This is a genomic window from Streptomyces sp. Ac-502, assembly GCF_045222935.1.
In the GTDB taxonomy this organism is placed as follows: Bacteria; Actinomycetota; Actinomycetes; order Streptomycetales; family Streptomycetaceae; genus Streptomyces; species Streptomyces monomycini.
Genome location: NZ_JBHFFO010000001.1, coordinates 5,054,721 through 5,068,928, shown reverse-complemented (window position 1 = coordinate 5,068,928; position 14,208 = coordinate 5,054,721). Strand labels below are relative to the sequence as shown.

Here is a 14,208-nt window from a genome sequence, read left to right as displayed (position 1 = left end):
CGGTGCTAAAGGAGTGGATACGGGGATGCCGTCCGACGCCGAGCGGAACACGGGGCACGTATGCACGCCGTTCACGTCGGGCGGCGCCGCCCAGGTACTCACCGGGGCCTGCCGACGGGCAGGCCTCGACAGCGCCGGGGCGCGCCTGCTCCGCCTCGGGGAGAACGCGCTGTTCCGGCTGGCAGCCCATCCTGTGGTGGTGCGGATCGCCCGTTCGGCGGAATACCTGGGTTCGGCCCGGGGCGAGGTGCGGGTGTCCCGCTGGCTGTCGCGCACGGGATTCCCCGCGGCGCGCGTGGTCGACGACCTGGAGCAGCCCATGGTCGTCGACGGCCACCCCGTCACGTTCTGGCACCTGATCGAGGAAGGCGCCCGTAAGCCGACGTACGGGGAGCTGGGCGGGGTGCTGCGGGATCTGCATGCGCTCAGTCCGCCGGACGCCCTGGCGTTACCGCCGTACCCGGCCCTGGGCCGGACCGACCGGCGCATCGCAGCTGCGGTCGGCATACCGGAGGCCGACCGGGCCTTTCTGCACAAGCGCGCCCGGGAACTGCGGGAACGCGTTGCGAGCCTGCGTTTCACATCCCGGAAATGCGCCGTGCACGGAGACGCGCACGTGCAGAACCTGATGGTGGACCGTGCCGGGCAGGTCATCTTGATCGACCTCGAACGATTCAGCCTCGACCACCCCGAATGGGATTTGATGGTCACGGCCACCGAGCATCACAGCCTGGGCTGGCAGACCGAGGAGCAGTACGGCGCCTTCGTCGGAGCGTACGGCCGGGATCTGCGCGGCTGGCCGGGCTTCCCCACCCTGCGCGCCTTGCAGGAATTCAAGATGACGACCTGGCTCATGCAGAACGTCGCCGAGAACGCCGAAACGGCGGCGGAGTACGCCCGTCGAATCTTCTCCCTCCGGAACGAGGACGCGCCACGCGACTGGAAGCCGAGGTGACTCGGGACTACGCGTCGTCCATCCGGTTCATCGCGCTCCGTACCCGTTCGTTGAAACGCTGGACGACGGGATCCCTCGCGTGAACGGAAATCTCACGCCGGAAGTCGTTCACGTAGCGGTGGAACCGGGCTGACTGGAGTGCGTCTCCCGCTTCGACAGCGAGACCGGCGGTGGCCACGGCGGCTTCGAGATCCCCGTTGAGCAGCTGGCTCTGGGCAAGCACCATGCGGCAGAAGCCGAGCGTGCGAGCGTACCTGGGATCGGTGAGCGCGACGGCGCGTTCGGCGAAGCGCACGGCTTCCGGGCCGTGTCCGAGATCGCGGAAGCAGTGGCAGAACTCGCCGTTCAGCTCGGCTTCATCCATATAGGCGAGCCATTCCGGATCAGTGGCACTCCCGGCCCGTTCGAAGAACCTCTCGGCCTCGCTCATCGCGCGGGCAGTACCTCTGCGGTCCTGGGCAGTGGCCAGGGCGCGGGCCTCATGGGCGCAGAACAACGCCATCGCGCGGGGGGTGCAGTCGGCCTTACCGCCTTCCACCGACGCACGTGCCAGGGTCAGGGCGCGGTGCGCCTTGCCCAGGTAGTTGGCTTGATGGCTCAAGTTGGCCAGAATCCTGGAGCCCATCATGCGATCGCCCGTCACCTGCGTCAGCCGCAGTGTGGAAAGCAGGTACCGGCCGGCGAGAGGGTGATTCCCGATGTCGTACGCGCTCCAGGCCAGCAACTGCGACATCTCCGAGGCAGCTTTGAACAGTGCCTCGCCTACTTTGGCGGTGTAGCAGGCTCCGAGCAGAGGAAGCACATCTTCCCGGAAGTAGTGCCGGAAAGCCTTGTGCGCATGGCCACCACCGAATTGGAAGTCCAGCTGCATGAAAAACCCGGCAGCGGCCCGGACAGCGGCGATGTCCCGCATACCGACTCGGCGAGTACCGGTGGTGTCTCTGGGTGCTCCCTCCGGCCGGGAAATCAGCCACCTGAGGACAGCCGAGTGCATCTCGCTGTCCGGGAGCTGCGGTTCTCCCGAGCGGCCGTTCTCCGGGCATTGGCAGGTGAGGCCGTCGAGAGCGTTCAGCGTCTCGGGCAACGAGTCGGCATACCCCTTGCTTCCGGCGGGACATGAGGTGTGCACAGTGCTGGGGAACCCCAGCTCTTGCGGTGAGATCTCCCGCTGTAACTTGTCGCTCAGTGCCTCGGCTACGTACATACCTGTCTGCTGCTGGATACCGCTCCCGTTCAGCCACCGCTGGACGGCAACGTGTGTCGTGCCGACGTGGTCACCATGCCTTTGCGCGACCTCACGGATACGTCTGGCCAGCCCTTTGTTCGACGCGCCGGCCTCCGCCATGACGGCGGCCAAGCGATGGTTCGGCTCTTTGCCCATATTCGGCTGACACCCCCGGCGCCACGGAAAGTGTCCATCGTGTCACACGGGGTCGCAGCCTGTGAGGGGGTTCGTTGTGAACCCCCTGAGCGAGACCTTGAACCCTCCGGGTGCACGTGAACCTCCGTATGAACGCTGTCCCATGCCCGGAGGGGAGCGTTTACTGCGAACAAGACACACCCCGGCGGCGCAGCACGGTGCTCCGGGGGTGCGACCGACCCCGAGGAAGCAGAACGACATGCGGAACCGCAAGAAGAAGTCTGACGAGTTGCTGCTGAACGGCCCGCCCCGCGCGGCGGTGGCACGGTGAGCGTCCCCCCACGTCTGCTTCCATGGCCGGGCCCGAGCGGGCAACGCTCGTACCTGCTGACCGACTACGGCGACAGCCACCTCTCCCGGCTCGCCGACGAGATGGAAGAGGTTCAGCTGGCGATGGGAACCGAACTGCTCGACCACGCGGCCGACATGCTCGAAGACCGGAAAGCCGGGGGCCTGGAATTCCGCTTCCTCAGCGCCCGGTTGTGCGAAGCGCTGCGGGACGTGCTGCGGGTGGCCGAGAGCAGAGGTGGGCGGCTGGCCGCGCCCGGGGGCGAGGAAACCGAGCCAGAAGGACGACTGGCCGCGGACGCCGGGACCGCCGAATGAGCCGGGCAGGACGGGACACGCACGGCTGGGAGCTCACGCCGGTCACCGGCACTGCCGTGCGCTGGGAACCGGACGACCGCATGGCTCTGATGCTCCAGATCACCCGCCGCGGGGAACTGTTCGCCACCGCCCCACTGCGGCTGACCGTGGCCGAGGCGGAGCGCATCCATGCCGCGCTCTGCCACGCCCTCAACCGGGCATCCGCCCCGTCGATGCTCCGGAGTGCCGCAAGCCGATCCAGTATTCCGGCGGCCGGCGACGGTACTGATCAGTTCACCGTTGGCCGCCGGCCGTGTCACGCGCCATGACGACTGGCAGCTTGAGGGGACTCCCACCCTGTGACACCCGGTCGGAGCAGTCCCCCGGCGGGAACCCGTGCCGTACGCGACGGTGGCTTCATGGATCGTCTTGAGAGCCCTGTTCCGTACGGCACCGCCGTGTCCGACGACGACGTCCACACCCTGCGTTACGAGCTGAGCTTTCCCCAGCCTGTGGAGCGGGTCTGGGGTGCGGTGGCCACCCAGGAGGGGCTGCCGGGGTGGCTCGCGGCCGCCGATCCGTTCGTGCGGCGCGAGGGTGGGGCGATCACGCTGCGCTGGCAGAACACCGACGAGCACGGTGTCGCGACGGTGGCCCCCGGGCAGGTGACGGGCTGGGGACCGACCCGGCTGGCCGAGTACACCGTCGATGTCCACGGTCGGATCCGCTTCGATCTCCGGCCCTGGAACGGGCCCGACGCATCCGGCACGCTGCTGTGCTTCACCAACGAGTGCACCGGTCCGGCCGCCTTCCGCCTGGACTGCCTAGCCGGCTGGCACCAGCACTTCGAATTCCTGACCGACGCCCTCGCCGGTCGTCCCAAGGACTGGTCCACCTGGAATCTCGACCGGTGGCGGGAGCTGCGCGCGGACTACGCGGCGGCCGGGGAGTAGGGGCGCTCCTCGGGGAGCAGGCCGGCGGCGGTGGTCAGGTCGCCGCGGGTGACCAGGGCGTGGATCTCGTGGGCGAGCGGGGTGACGTCCCGGATGGCGACGGTCCACTCGTCGGCGTAGCGGCGGGACGCCTCGCCGGACAGGCCGAGCTGGAGCGAGCGGTGGGGCAGGGGCTGGAGGCGCAGATCGCGTTCGGGGTCCCACTGGATGCGGGCCGGGGAGGCGTGCAGCTGCTGCTTCCAGGCGTTCCGGTCGGGGTGGACGGCGGGGTCGTAGTGGGACAGACAGGCGTGGCGCAGCGCCCAGTCGAAGCCCGTGCGGTCGAGCTCGATGGCGAGGACGCGCTCCTGGTCGGGCTTGGTGGCCCAGCCGCAGCGGTACATCATCCACAGGAACGACGGCTTGATCCACGTCATCCGCTCCCGCTTCCACGCGGGCGGGAAGCGGCCGTCGCGGGCGGCGGGGAGGCCGAGGGCCGGGCTGTATGCCTGGTAGACGGTGATGGTCGTGTCGGTGTGGACGGCCCGGATGCGGCGGAGCGGTTCGGGGTGGGCGGCGTGTCCGGTGGTGTGGTCGAGCTGGTCGTCTCTGACGTTCATGGGCGGTCAGTCTGGGCGAGCGGCGGCTCGGGCGGCCACTGAATTAGGCGCGGCGGACCTGGGGCGTCAGGAGGTGCCCTGCGCGTTGATGGCGTCCAGCTGGCCGCGGAGGTACGTGTGCGAGTCCGCCAGGCCGCCGACGCGGGTGCCGGGGTCGCACTCGTAGAAGTAGACCAGGGACATCAGCTCTTCGGTGGGGACGTCCGGCGGGGGCGGCAGGACGCGGTGGCGGCCGGAGCGCCAGCGGCCGTCGGTCCAGTGGGCCATCAGGTCGCCGATGTTGACGGTGAGGGAGCCCGGTACGTACGGGGCGTCCTGCCAGCCGGTGCCGCCGGACGCCGGGTCGGTCCAGATCTGGAGGCCGCCCTTGCCGTACTGCCGGTCCAGGACCGTGACCGTGCCGAAGTCGGTGTGCGGGCCGATGCGGAACTGGCCGGGCAGGGCCTCGCCCACCGTCTCCGTCCCCGGGTACCAGTTGATGTTGAAGCCCCAGGTGGGGTGGGTGGTGTGCCGGGTGAAGCGGTCGGGGGCGGCGCCGAGCGCGGTGGCGAGGAGTTCGAGGAGGAGGTCGGAGAGGGCGCGCAGGGCGGTCAGGAGGTCCTGGACGTCGGTGCGGAGGGCGGGGACCTGGTGGGGCCAGATGTTGGGCAGGAACCACTCCGCGTCCACGGCCGGGACGCCGGTCGGCTCCTCGGAGGCGAAGGACAGCGACTCCTTCAGGTCCGGCGGGGTCGCGGTGCCTTCGGCGGCTCCGTTGGCCTCGGCGCCGGGGCCGAGCCAGCCGCGGCCGCCGACCTCGGTGGCGTACGGCTGCTTCGCCGCGGCGGGCAGGGCGAAGAACGTACGGGCGGTGGTGCGGACGCGGTCGCGCAGCTCCTGGTCGATGCCGTGGCCGGTGACGAGGAGGAAACCGGCGGCGCGCAGCCCGGTGTCGACGGTTTCGGCGATACGGCGGCGGGTGTCCGCGTCGCCGGTCCGCCAGTGGGTGAGGTCGATGGTGGGGATGGGGGAGGCAGGGGGTGGAGGGGGCTCACTCATGGCCGATGTCCTCGTTCCACAGCGCGGGCCGGGCCGCGATGAACTCGCGCAGCAGCGTCCTGCACTCCGTGTCGTCCAGCAGCACGATCCGTATGCCGCTCTGCGCCAGCCAGGCGTGTCCGCCGTGGAAGGTGCGCGCCTCGCCGATCAGGACGTGCGAGATGCCGAACTGGCGGATCAGGCCGCAGCAGAACCAGCAGGGGGCGAGGGTGGTGACCATCGTCGTGCCGCGGTAGCCGCGGCGGCGGCCCGCGGCGCGGAAGGCGGTGGTCTCCGCGTGCGCGGACGGGTCGCCGTCCTGGATACGCCGGTTGCGGCCGCGCCCGAGGACGGTGCCGTCGGAGTCGTACAGCGCGGCGCCGATGGGGATGCCGCCCTCCGCCAGTCCGGCCCGCGCCTCGGCGACCGCCGTCGCCAGCATCTCCAGATCCCGGTCCCTCACGACGGCCACTCTCCTCGCCTCGGGACGTCCGGGCAACGCGTGCGACGTGATCAGGCCGGAGCGGGAGGGGTACGGGGGAGCGCGGGGCGGGGGCGAGCGCCGGCCGGTGGTGGTTCGGCAGGCCCGACGGGGGCTTGGACGGCCGACGGGGGCTCGGGCGGCCGACGGGGGCTCAGTGCTTCGGAGGAGGGGCAGCTCTCGGGCGGAGGGGCCGGGCCGGTCCTCGGCGGAGGCTCAGTTTCTTGTGCGGAGGGTCCGGTCCTCGGCGCAGGCTCCGGCTCGTCGGCGGAGCCTCAGCTCGTCGGCGGAGCCTCAGCTCTTCGGCGGCGGGTTGTTGCCGCCCTCGCCGTCCGCCGGACCGTTTTCCTTGCGCCGCAGTTCCTCCTCGCGGCGCCGCAGGTCGGCCTCCCAGTCCTTCAGGAGTGCCTCGTCCCGCTTGCCCTCGTCCTTCGGGCCGTTCCCCTTCGGGCCGTTCCCCTTCGGGCCGTCCCCCTTCTTGCCCTCGTCCTTGAGGGAGCGCAGGAAGTCGGGGTTGTCGTCCGGCGCGACCCACTTCCGGGCCGCGCCGCGCCCGCCGCGGGGCCACGGTGACGCGGCGCCGCCGCCGGCGTGCTCTCGGCGTGGGCGGCCGGCCACCAGCCAGGCGACCGGGCCGATCAGCACCTCGCCGAAGAGCAGGATGATGAAGACCCAGGCGATCTTCGGCAGGCCGCGGACCTGGTTCTCCGGCGTGTTCAGGCAGTCGATGAACGCATAGATCCACAGCGCCAGGATCACGAGGAACGGCAGATACCTGAGCATTGCGGAAGCAGCCCCCCAGAGCTTGTGGGCGGGCCTCGGCGGGGCCCGGTGACCCGTCCAGGGTAGTGCGTACCGGATACTGGAACGCATGGCTTATGACGACCTTCGCTCGTTCCTGCGCGCGCTCGACCGGGAGGGCGACCTCAAGCGGATCAAGGCCGAGGTCGACCCGCACCTGGAAGTCGGCGAGATCGTGGACCGGGTGCAGAAGTCCGGTGGGCCCGCGCTGCTCTTCGAGAACGTCAAGGGCTCGTCGATGCCGCTGGCGATGAACGTGTACGGCACCGACCGCCGGCTGCTCAAGGCACTCGGCCTGACGTCGTACGACGACATCAGCGACAAGATCGGCGGGCTGCTCAAGCCGGAGCTGCCGCAGGGCTTCGTCGGGGTGCGCGAGGCGTTCGGCAAGCTCGCGAACATGACGCACGTACCGCCGAAGAAGGTCAAGGGCGACAGCGCCCAGGTCCAGGAGGTCGTGCTCCAGGGCGACGACGTCGACCTCGACCAGCTCCCCGCGCTGTTCACCTGGCCGCAGGACGGCGGGTCGTTCTTCAACCTGGGCCTGACCCACACCAAGCACCCGGAGACGGGCGTACGGAACCTGGGCCTGTACCGCCTCCAGCGCCACGACAAGCGCACCATCGGTATGCATTGGCAGATCCACAAGGACAGCCGCAACCACTACCAGGTGGCCGCCAAGCGTGGCGAGAAGCTGCCGGTCGCCATCGCCTTCGGCTGCCCGCCGGCCGTGACGTACGCCTCCACCGCGCCGCTGCCCGGTGACATCGACGAGTACCTGTTCGCCGGGTTCGTGCAGGGCAAGCGGATCGAGATGGTGGACTGCAAGACCGTGCCGCTCCAGGTCCCGGCCAACGCGGAGGTCGTGCTGGAGGGCTGGCTGGAGCCGGGCGAGATGCTCCCGGAGGGCCCGTTCGGCGACCACACCGGCTTCTACACGCCGCAGGAGCCGTTCCCCGCGCTGACCATCGACTGCGTCACGATGCGCAAGCGGCCGCTGCTCCAGTCGATCGTCGTCGGCCGGCCGCCGACGGAGGATGGGCCGCTGGGCCGGGCAACGGAACGGTTCTTCCTGCCGCTGCTCAAGATCATCGTGCCGGACATCGTGGACTACCACCTGCCCGAGTCGGGCGGCTTCCACAACTGCGCGATCGTCTCGATCGACAAGAAGTACCCCAAGCACGCCCAGAAGGTGATGCACGCCATCTGGGGCGCGCACATGATGTCGCTGACCAAGCTGATCATCGTGGTCGACGCCGACTGCGACGTGCACAACCTGCACGAGGTGTCCTGGCGGGCCCTCGGCAACACGGACTACGCGCGCGACCTGACCGTCGTCGAGGGCCCGGTCGACCACCTCGACCACGCCTCCTACCAGCAGTTCTGGGGCGGCAAGGCGGGCATCGACGCGACGCGCAAACTGCCCGAGGAGGGCTACACGAGGGACGGCGGCTGGCCGGAGATGGTCGAGTCGGACACCGAGACGGCGGCGAAGGTCGACCGCCGCTGGAAGGAGTACGGGTTCTAGACATGAGCGCCGATTCAGCGACACCGGAACTCTTCGCCCCCGAACCCGCACCGCCCGGCAAGGTCAAAGCCTTCCTCCGGCTGGTGATGATCGAGCACTCGGTCTTCGCACTGCCCTTTGCCTACATCGCCTCGCTGACCGCGATGCACGGGTCGGACAAGAGCGTCCACTGGGTCGAGCTGCTGCTGGTCACGGTCGCGATGGTGGGCCTGCGGACGTTCGCGATGGCGGCCAACCGCATCATCGACCGGGAGATCGACGCCCGTAACCCGCGCACCGCGGGCCGCGAGCTGGTCACCGGCGCGGTGAGCGTGCGCTCCGCGTGGACCGGCGCGCTGGTCGCCCTGGTGTTCTTCCTCGGCGCCGCGGCGCTGCTCAACCCGCTGTGCCTGGCGCTGGCGCCGATCGCCGTGATCCCGATGGTGGTCTACCCGTACGGCAAACGGTTCACGAACTTCCCGCACGCGATCCTGGGCCTCGCCCAGGCGATCGGCCCGATCGGCGCGTGGATAGCCGTGACGGGGTCCTGGTCCTGGGACGCGGTGATACTCGGGGTCGCCGTCGGCGTCTGGATCGGCGGCTTCGACCTGATCTTCGGCTGCCAGGACGTGCAGGCCGACCGGGCGCACGGCGTGAAGTCCGTCCCGGCCCGCTTCGGCATCCCGGCGGCGCTGCACGGCGCCCGCGCCTGCCATGCCGTCACCACGGCCCTGCTGGTCTGGTACGCGCTGGCCACCCACGCCGGAGTGTTCTTCTGGGTCGGTCTGGTGATCGTCGTGGGTGCCTTCCTCTACGAGCACACGATCGTGCGGCCGCACGACCTCTCCCGGCTCAACCGGGCCTTCTTCCAGGTCAACGGCTTCATCGGGATAGCGTTGTTCGTCTGCGCGCTGCTCGATCTGATCGTTCGGGGACTGACGGTCTGACGGACCTGAGGGAACTGACGGACCTGGCCGACCTGACGGTCGAGCCGTGACGCTCCGGGGGTAGCTGCCTCCGGAGCGCCGTACGTTGTGGCGGTCATCGCCACCGCTACCGCGTAATCCGGGCGCCGAGCCGCCTACGGACCCCCTACGGAACCGTCCGGGTGCCCGCCCCGGATATCCGCTCGGCCGGGCGCTGCCGGAAGGCGAAGGCCGCCAGGACGCCGCCCACCAGCCCGAAGAGGTGGCCCTGCCAGCTGATGCCGCTGTCGGTGGGCAGCGCGCCCCACAGGATCGAGCCGTACACCACGGCGACCAGCACGCCGAGGCCGATGTCCAGCGGCTTGCGGTCGATGAAGCCGCGTATCAGCAGATAGCCGAAGAGGCCGAAGACGACGCCCGAGGCGCCGGCCGTGTTGCTTCCGGCGGGGGCGGTCAGCCAGACGCCCAGGCCGCTGGTCAGGACCGTCAGCAGCGCCACCCCGACGAAGCGGCGCAGGCCGACGCGGAACGCGGCGAGGAAGCCGAGGAGCAGCAGCGGCAGGGTGTTGGCCGTCAGGTGGTCGAAGCCGAAGTGGATGAAGGCGGCGGGCAGCACGTCGGCCAGCTCGCTGATCTCGCGCGGGCGCACGCCGAAGGTGTCCAGCGCGTTGCCGGAAGCGGCGTCCGCGATCTCCAGGACCCACAGCAGGGCGACCCAGCCCAGCATCAGTACGGCGGCCGGCCTGGCCCGCTCCAGCGCTCGCGTCATCATCCGCGGCACCTCCCCTTCCCCGTTCACTGGAACAAACGGCCGTGCGGGGTCCGATGGTTCCGCCGGATAGGCTCGAACCGTGGAACCGCAGGACAACAACCCCAGTCAGCCCGGTGTCACAAGGCCCGGCGGCCACTCCGCCCGCCCGGCCGCCGGGTCCGCCGACGTGCCCCGCCGCCCTTGGGTGGTGGGTGTCTCCGGCGCGTCCGGCACGCCGTACGCGGCGTCCGTGGTGCGCGGCCTGCTCGCGGCGGGCGAGGCGGTGGACCTGATCGTCAGCCGGGCCTCGCGGCTGACGCTGCTGGACGAGACGGGCATCTCCTTCCGGGACGCGCACTGGCGCGCGGACCTGCGGGAGTGGCTGGCGCGCGGCGCGGACGGCAAGCCGGGCACGTTCGGCGTCACGGACGCCGGCCTGGACCTGGTGCGGTACTGGCCGGCCGGTGACCTGGCCGCGGGGCCGTCCTCGGGCTCGTACCCGGTCAAGGGGATGCTGATCGTGCCGGCCAGCACGGCGTGTGTGGCGGGCGTGGCGCTGGGGCTGTCGAAGGACCTGCTCCAGCGGGTGGCGAGCGTGACGCTCAAGGAACGCAGGAGGCTGGTGGTCGCGGTGCGGGAGACCCCGCTGAACGGGCAGACCCTCAGGCATCTGGTGACGCTGGACGAGGCGGGCGCCGTCGTGGTGCCCGCCTCGCCGGCGTTCTACGCGGGAGCGACGCACATCCAGGATCTGGTGGACTTCGTCGCGGGCCGGGTGCTGGATGCGGCGGACGTGCCGCACCGGCTCTACCGGCGGTGGGAAGGGGAGCTCGGTTCGGGCTCCAAGGAGGCTGGCTAGCGCTTCTCGGCGGTGGAGCCGTTGCGGCCGGTGCGGCGCTTGCCCTGGGTGGCGGCGGGACGGTGAGCACGAGAACGATTGGCCAGCTCCTGCAGCTCACGCATGCGGGCGTAGGCCATCTCGATCGAGTACACGGTGACATCTCCTGGGAAAGATCGTCTTTGATCAACGGGGATTGACGGTCTACAGGGTCGTAGCCCCTGTATGCCTTAGATTCTACATGTAAAAGCCGGGATTGCAGAGTGAATGGAAGGTCAGGGGCGTATGGATGCCGTAGATAGGCAGCTCATCCAGGCACTGCGGGAGAACGGCAGGGCCTCGTACGCGGAGCTGGGCCGGCTCGTGGGCCTGTCCGGGCCCAGCGTCACCGACCGGATCAACCGCCTGGAGGCGGCCGGCGTGATCACCGGATACCGCGCGACCGTCGACGCGGCCTCGCTGGGCCTGGGCGTCACCGCCCTGGTCGGCATCTCCCTGTCGGACGCGGCCGACCACGAGGACGTCGCGATGCGGCTGCGCGACCTCGCGGAGATCGAGGACGCCTGGTTCATCGCGGGCGACGACTCGTACATGCTCAAGGTCCGGGTCGGCGACGTGGACGGGCTGGAGCGCACCATCCGCAGGCTCTCGGGCACCAAGGGCGTCTCCCGGACGCGCACCACCATCGTGCTCTCCACCAAGTGGGAGAACCGGGTGGGCGAGCTGCCCGAGGACGCGTAGGCGGCCCGCCGCACGACACGCCGAACCCCGCTCCCGCGCCTGTACGGCGGGCTCCCGGCCGTACAGGCATGGGGGCCCGGCCGGGCCGGAAAACGGGGGAGTACGCTCGGTGAAGCCCGATTTTGGCAGAGATATGGGAGGCGGCCGGATGACTGCATCCATGGATGTGGGTCTCAAGCGCGAGCTGGAGGACAAGGTCCGGTCCGGGGAGCGGCTGACCCGTGAGGACGGCATCGCCCTCTACGCGTGCGACGACCTGGCGTGGCTGGGCGGTCTCGCCCACGAGGTGCGCACCCGCAAGAACGGCGACGTGGTGCACTTCAACGTCAACCGTCACCTCAACATGACCAACGTGTGCACCGCCTCGTGCGCGTACTGCTCCTTCCAGCGCAAGCCGGGCGAGAAGGACGCGTACACGATGCGCATCGAGGAGGCCGTCCGCCTCGCCAAGGCGATGGAGGGCGACAAGCTCACCGAGCTGCACATCGTCAACGGCCTGCACCCGACCCTGCCGTGGCGCTACTACCCGCGCTCGCTCAGCGCCCTCAAGGAGGCGCTGCCCGACACGGTCTCCCTCAAGGCGTTCACCGCCACCGAGATCCACCACTTCGAGAAGATCTCCGGGCTGCCCGCCTCCGAGATCCTCGACGAGCTGATCGACGCCGGTCTGGAGTCGCTGACCGGCGGCGGCGCGGAGATCTTCGACTGGGAGGTGCGCCAGCACATCGTCGACCACGACACCCACTGGGAGGACTGGTCGCGCATCCACCGCCTGGCGCACGAGAAGGGTCTCAAGACCCCGGCGACGATGCTGTACGGGCACATCGAGGAGCCCCGGCACCGCGTCGACCACGTGCTGCGGCTGCGGGAGCTGCAGGACGAGACCAACGGCTTCCAGGTCTTCATCCCGCTGCGCTACCAGCACGACTTCGTGGACATGAAGGACGGCAAGGTCCGCAACAAGCTCCAGGCGCGCACCACGATGGCGACCGGCGCCGAGGCGCTGAAGACCTTCGCGGTCTCCCGGCTGCTGTTCGACAACGTCCCGCACGTGAAGGTCTTCTGGGTCATGCACGGTGTGCAGACCGCTCAGCTCGCGCTCCAGCACGGCGCCGACGACATGGACGGCTCGGTCGTCGAGTACAAGATCACGCACGACGCGGACAACTACGGCACGCCGAACAAGCTCACCCGCGACGACCTGCTGGAACTGATCCGCGACGCGGGCTTCCGGCCGGTCGAGCGCAACACCCGCTACGAGATCATCCGGGAGTACCCGGGCCCGGACGCGGAGCGCCGCGAGGCGCCGCAGCCGATGCGGGTGTGACACCAGGGGCAGACGGAACGCCGGGGGCGGCCGAGACGGCAGGCCCCGGCGAGGTGGCAGACCCAGCCGAGACTGCTGGGACAGGCGAGACGGCAGGGGCGGGTGTCACCCGAGGCGATTAGGGTCCGCGCCATGGATCTCCGCTTCGACCTGGACCCCGCCGTCACCCCCGAACTGACCGACGGCATCCGCACGCTGTGGGCCGAGGTGTCCAACGCGGGCGGTGCCGTCGGGTTCGTCCCGCCGGTGACGGCCGACGACGTCCGCCCCGACCTGCTCTCCCACCTGGTGGCGATGTCCGAGGGGCGCGCCCGGCTGGTCGCGGGCCGCGACGCGCGCGACGGCCGGGTGCTCGCCACCGCGTTCCTCCACCTCAACCACCACCGCCTGAAGAAGCACTGGCTGTGGGTCTACACCGTGATGGTGCACCCCTCCCTCCAGGGGCAGGGCGCCGGCCGCGCCCTGATGGCGGCCGTCGACGAGGCCGCCCGCGCGATCGACGGCATCAAGGGCATCCGCCTCACCTGCCGCGGCGGCACCGGCGTCGACGGCTTCTACACCTCCTGCGGCTACAAGGAGGTCGGCCGGGTCCCGGAGGCGATCAGACTGGCCGACGACGACTACCGGGACGACGTCACGATGTGGCGCGAACTGGCGTGACTGGCCGCGCGCCGGGGCCGCGACAACCGCGTACGGGCCGCGACAACCGCGTACGGGCCGCGACCGCCCCGCCCGGCGCCCCGCATCCGCCCGGCGCCCCGCATCCGCCCGGCGCTCCGCACCCGCCCCATGGCAGGGGCCCGAAAAGATCACGAATCGGGCTGTGCTTGACTGGAGACAGACCCTTTCGGTTGTCGTCGTGAAGAAGGTCCGCCCGTGAGTAGCCAGAAGTTCGCCACGCTCCGCTACACCGCCCTGCGTCTGGGGATCTTCGTCGTGTGCTTCGCGCTGGTCTGGGCGCTGGCGTACTTCCACATCATCCCGCTGGGCGTGGGCAGTTCCAACGCCGTGTGGCTGCTGCTGCTCGCGATCGTGATCTCCGCGCCGCTGAGCTTCGTGCTGCTGCGCAAGCAGCGGGACGCGATGTCCGAGCAGATCGTGCAGAAGGTGGACCGGCAGAAGGCCCGCATCGCGGCCAGCGCCCGCCAGGAGGACGGTCTCCTGTAGTCCGCCCGCCGGCGCTGTAAGGCGCCTCACAGCCGACGGATGCCCCGCCGAGGAGAACCCTCCACGGCGGGGCATCACGCGTTCCACCAGCCTCTCCGGCCCCACCCGCTCCTCGGGCCCAAAGAATTTCTTTGGGTTCC

17 protein-coding genes are annotated in these 14,208 nt (G+C 70.2%); 10 read left to right on the top strand and 7 right to left on the bottom strand.

From position 1 onward, the window contains the following. The first annotated feature begins 25 nt into the window (after positions 1–25). A complete protein-coding gene (locus ACEXOX_RS22850) occupies positions 26–955 on the top strand; it encodes a phosphotransferase enzyme family protein (RefSeq protein ID WP_406522882.1) in 930 nt (309 codons plus the stop codon). 7 nt (positions 956–962) lie between these two features. Here ACEXOX_RS22850 and ACEXOX_RS22845 read toward each other — a convergent pair whose 3' ends face one another. After that, positions 963–2,312 carry a sporulation protein gene (locus tag ACEXOX_RS22845; protein WP_406522881.1) on the bottom strand — a complete coding sequence of 450 codons (1,350 nt, stop codon included), beginning with the start codon at positions 2,310–2,312 and terminating at the stop codon, positions 963–965. A gap of 330 nt (positions 2,313–2,642) precedes the next feature. Between ACEXOX_RS22845 and ACEXOX_RS22840 the strand changes: the two genes are divergently transcribed. Further along, positions 2,643–2,981 carry a hypothetical protein gene (locus ACEXOX_RS22840; protein WP_406522879.1) on the top strand — a complete coding sequence of 113 codons (339 nt, stop codon included), beginning with the start codon at positions 2,643–2,645 and terminating at the stop codon, positions 2,979–2,981. Between the two features lie 398 nt (positions 2,982–3,379). Continuing rightward, the gene (locus ACEXOX_RS22835) at positions 3,380–3,913 is read left to right on the top strand and encodes a hypothetical protein (RefSeq protein ID WP_406522878.1); all 534 of its coding nucleotides are present in this window, start codon (positions 3,380–3,382) and stop codon (positions 3,911–3,913) included. On the opposite strand, the gene ACEXOX_RS22830 is transcribed toward ACEXOX_RS22835, so the two are convergent. The 4 genes from ACEXOX_RS22830 to ACEXOX_RS22815 form a co-directional block, all read right to left on the bottom strand. Further along, on the bottom strand, positions 3,892–4,512 hold the full coding sequence (locus ACEXOX_RS22830; protein ID WP_406522876.1) for a DUF4291 domain-containing protein: 621 nt from the start codon (positions 4,510–4,512) through the stop codon (positions 3,892–3,894). The two genes, ACEXOX_RS22835 and ACEXOX_RS22830, sit on opposite strands and share 22 nt — an antisense overlap. A 66-nt stretch (positions 4,513–4,578) precedes the next feature. Then, complete coding sequence (locus ACEXOX_RS22825) at positions 4,579–5,550, bottom strand: isopenicillin N synthase family dioxygenase (protein ID WP_406522874.1); 972 nt, start codon at positions 5,548–5,550, stop codon at positions 4,579–4,581. Further along, positions 5,543–5,971: a nucleoside deaminase gene (locus tag ACEXOX_RS22820; RefSeq protein WP_406526436.1), complete on the bottom strand. Its 429-nt coding sequence runs from the start codon at positions 5,969–5,971 to the stop codon at positions 5,543–5,545. Before ACEXOX_RS22820 ends, ACEXOX_RS22825 begins: the two co-directional genes overlap by 8 nt. A 333-nt stretch (positions 5,972–6,304) precedes the next feature. Then, positions 6,305–6,793 carry a PLD nuclease N-terminal domain-containing protein gene (locus tag ACEXOX_RS22815; RefSeq protein ID WP_406522872.1) on the bottom strand — a complete coding sequence of 163 codons (489 nt, stop codon included), beginning with the start codon at positions 6,791–6,793 and terminating at the stop codon, positions 6,305–6,307. 88 nt (positions 6,794–6,881) lie between these two features. Between ACEXOX_RS22815 and ACEXOX_RS22810 the strand changes: the two genes are divergently transcribed. Further along, positions 6,882–8,339, top strand: coding sequence for a menaquinone biosynthesis decarboxylase (locus ACEXOX_RS22810; RefSeq protein WP_406522870.1), 1,458 nt, complete (start codon positions 6,882–6,884; stop codon positions 8,337–8,339). A 2-nt stretch (positions 8,340–8,341) separates the two neighbouring features. Continuing rightward, entirely contained in the window at positions 8,342–9,265 is a 924-nt protein-coding gene (gene mqnP, locus ACEXOX_RS22805; RefSeq protein WP_406522868.1) for a menaquinone biosynthesis prenyltransferase MqnP, read from the top strand. A 145-nt stretch (positions 9,266–9,410) separates the two neighbouring features. On the opposite strand, the gene ACEXOX_RS22800 is transcribed toward mqnP, so the two are convergent. Continuing rightward, on the bottom strand, positions 9,411–10,016 hold the full coding sequence (locus tag ACEXOX_RS22800; protein ID WP_406522867.1) for a rhomboid family intramembrane serine protease: 606 nt from the start codon (positions 10,014–10,016) through the stop codon (positions 9,411–9,413). A 166-nt stretch (positions 10,017–10,182) separates the two neighbouring features. Here ACEXOX_RS22800 and ACEXOX_RS22795 point away from each other — a divergent pair, with 166 nt between their 5' ends. Then, positions 10,183–10,854, top strand: a complete 672-nt coding sequence (locus tag ACEXOX_RS22795; protein WP_406526435.1) for a UbiX family flavin prenyltransferase — start codon at positions 10,183–10,185, stop codon at positions 10,852–10,854. Here the strand turns inward: ACEXOX_RS22795 and ACEXOX_RS22790 are convergent. Then, positions 10,851–10,988, bottom strand: coding sequence for a hypothetical protein (locus ACEXOX_RS22790; RefSeq protein ID WP_406522865.1), 138 nt, complete (start codon positions 10,986–10,988; stop codon positions 10,851–10,853). The two genes, ACEXOX_RS22795 and ACEXOX_RS22790, sit on opposite strands and share 4 nt — an antisense overlap. A gap of 130 nt (positions 10,989–11,118) precedes the next feature. Here ACEXOX_RS22790 and ACEXOX_RS22785 point away from each other — a divergent pair, with 130 nt between their 5' ends. The 4 genes from ACEXOX_RS22785 (at position 11,119) to ACEXOX_RS22770 (ending at position 14,068) form a co-directional block, all read left to right on the top strand. Beyond that, entirely contained in the window at positions 11,119–11,574 is a 456-nt protein-coding gene (locus tag ACEXOX_RS22785) for an Lrp/AsnC family transcriptional regulator (protein ID WP_030017842.1), read from the top strand. A gap of 160 nt (positions 11,575–11,734) precedes the next feature. Beyond that, complete coding sequence (mqnE, locus tag ACEXOX_RS22780) at positions 11,735–12,901, top strand: aminofutalosine synthase MqnE (protein ID WP_361150130.1); 1,167 nt, start codon at positions 11,735–11,737, stop codon at positions 12,899–12,901. 132 nt (positions 12,902–13,033) lie between these two features. Beyond that, positions 13,034–13,561, top strand: coding sequence for a GNAT family N-acetyltransferase (locus ACEXOX_RS22775; RefSeq protein ID WP_406522863.1), 528 nt, complete (start codon positions 13,034–13,036; stop codon positions 13,559–13,561). A 216-nt stretch (positions 13,562–13,777) separates the two neighbouring features. After that, a complete protein-coding gene (locus tag ACEXOX_RS22770; protein ID WP_030017847.1) occupies positions 13,778–14,068 on the top strand; it encodes a DUF4229 domain-containing protein in 291 nt (96 codons plus the stop codon). The last annotated feature ends 140 nt before the right edge of the window (positions 14,069–14,208 follow it).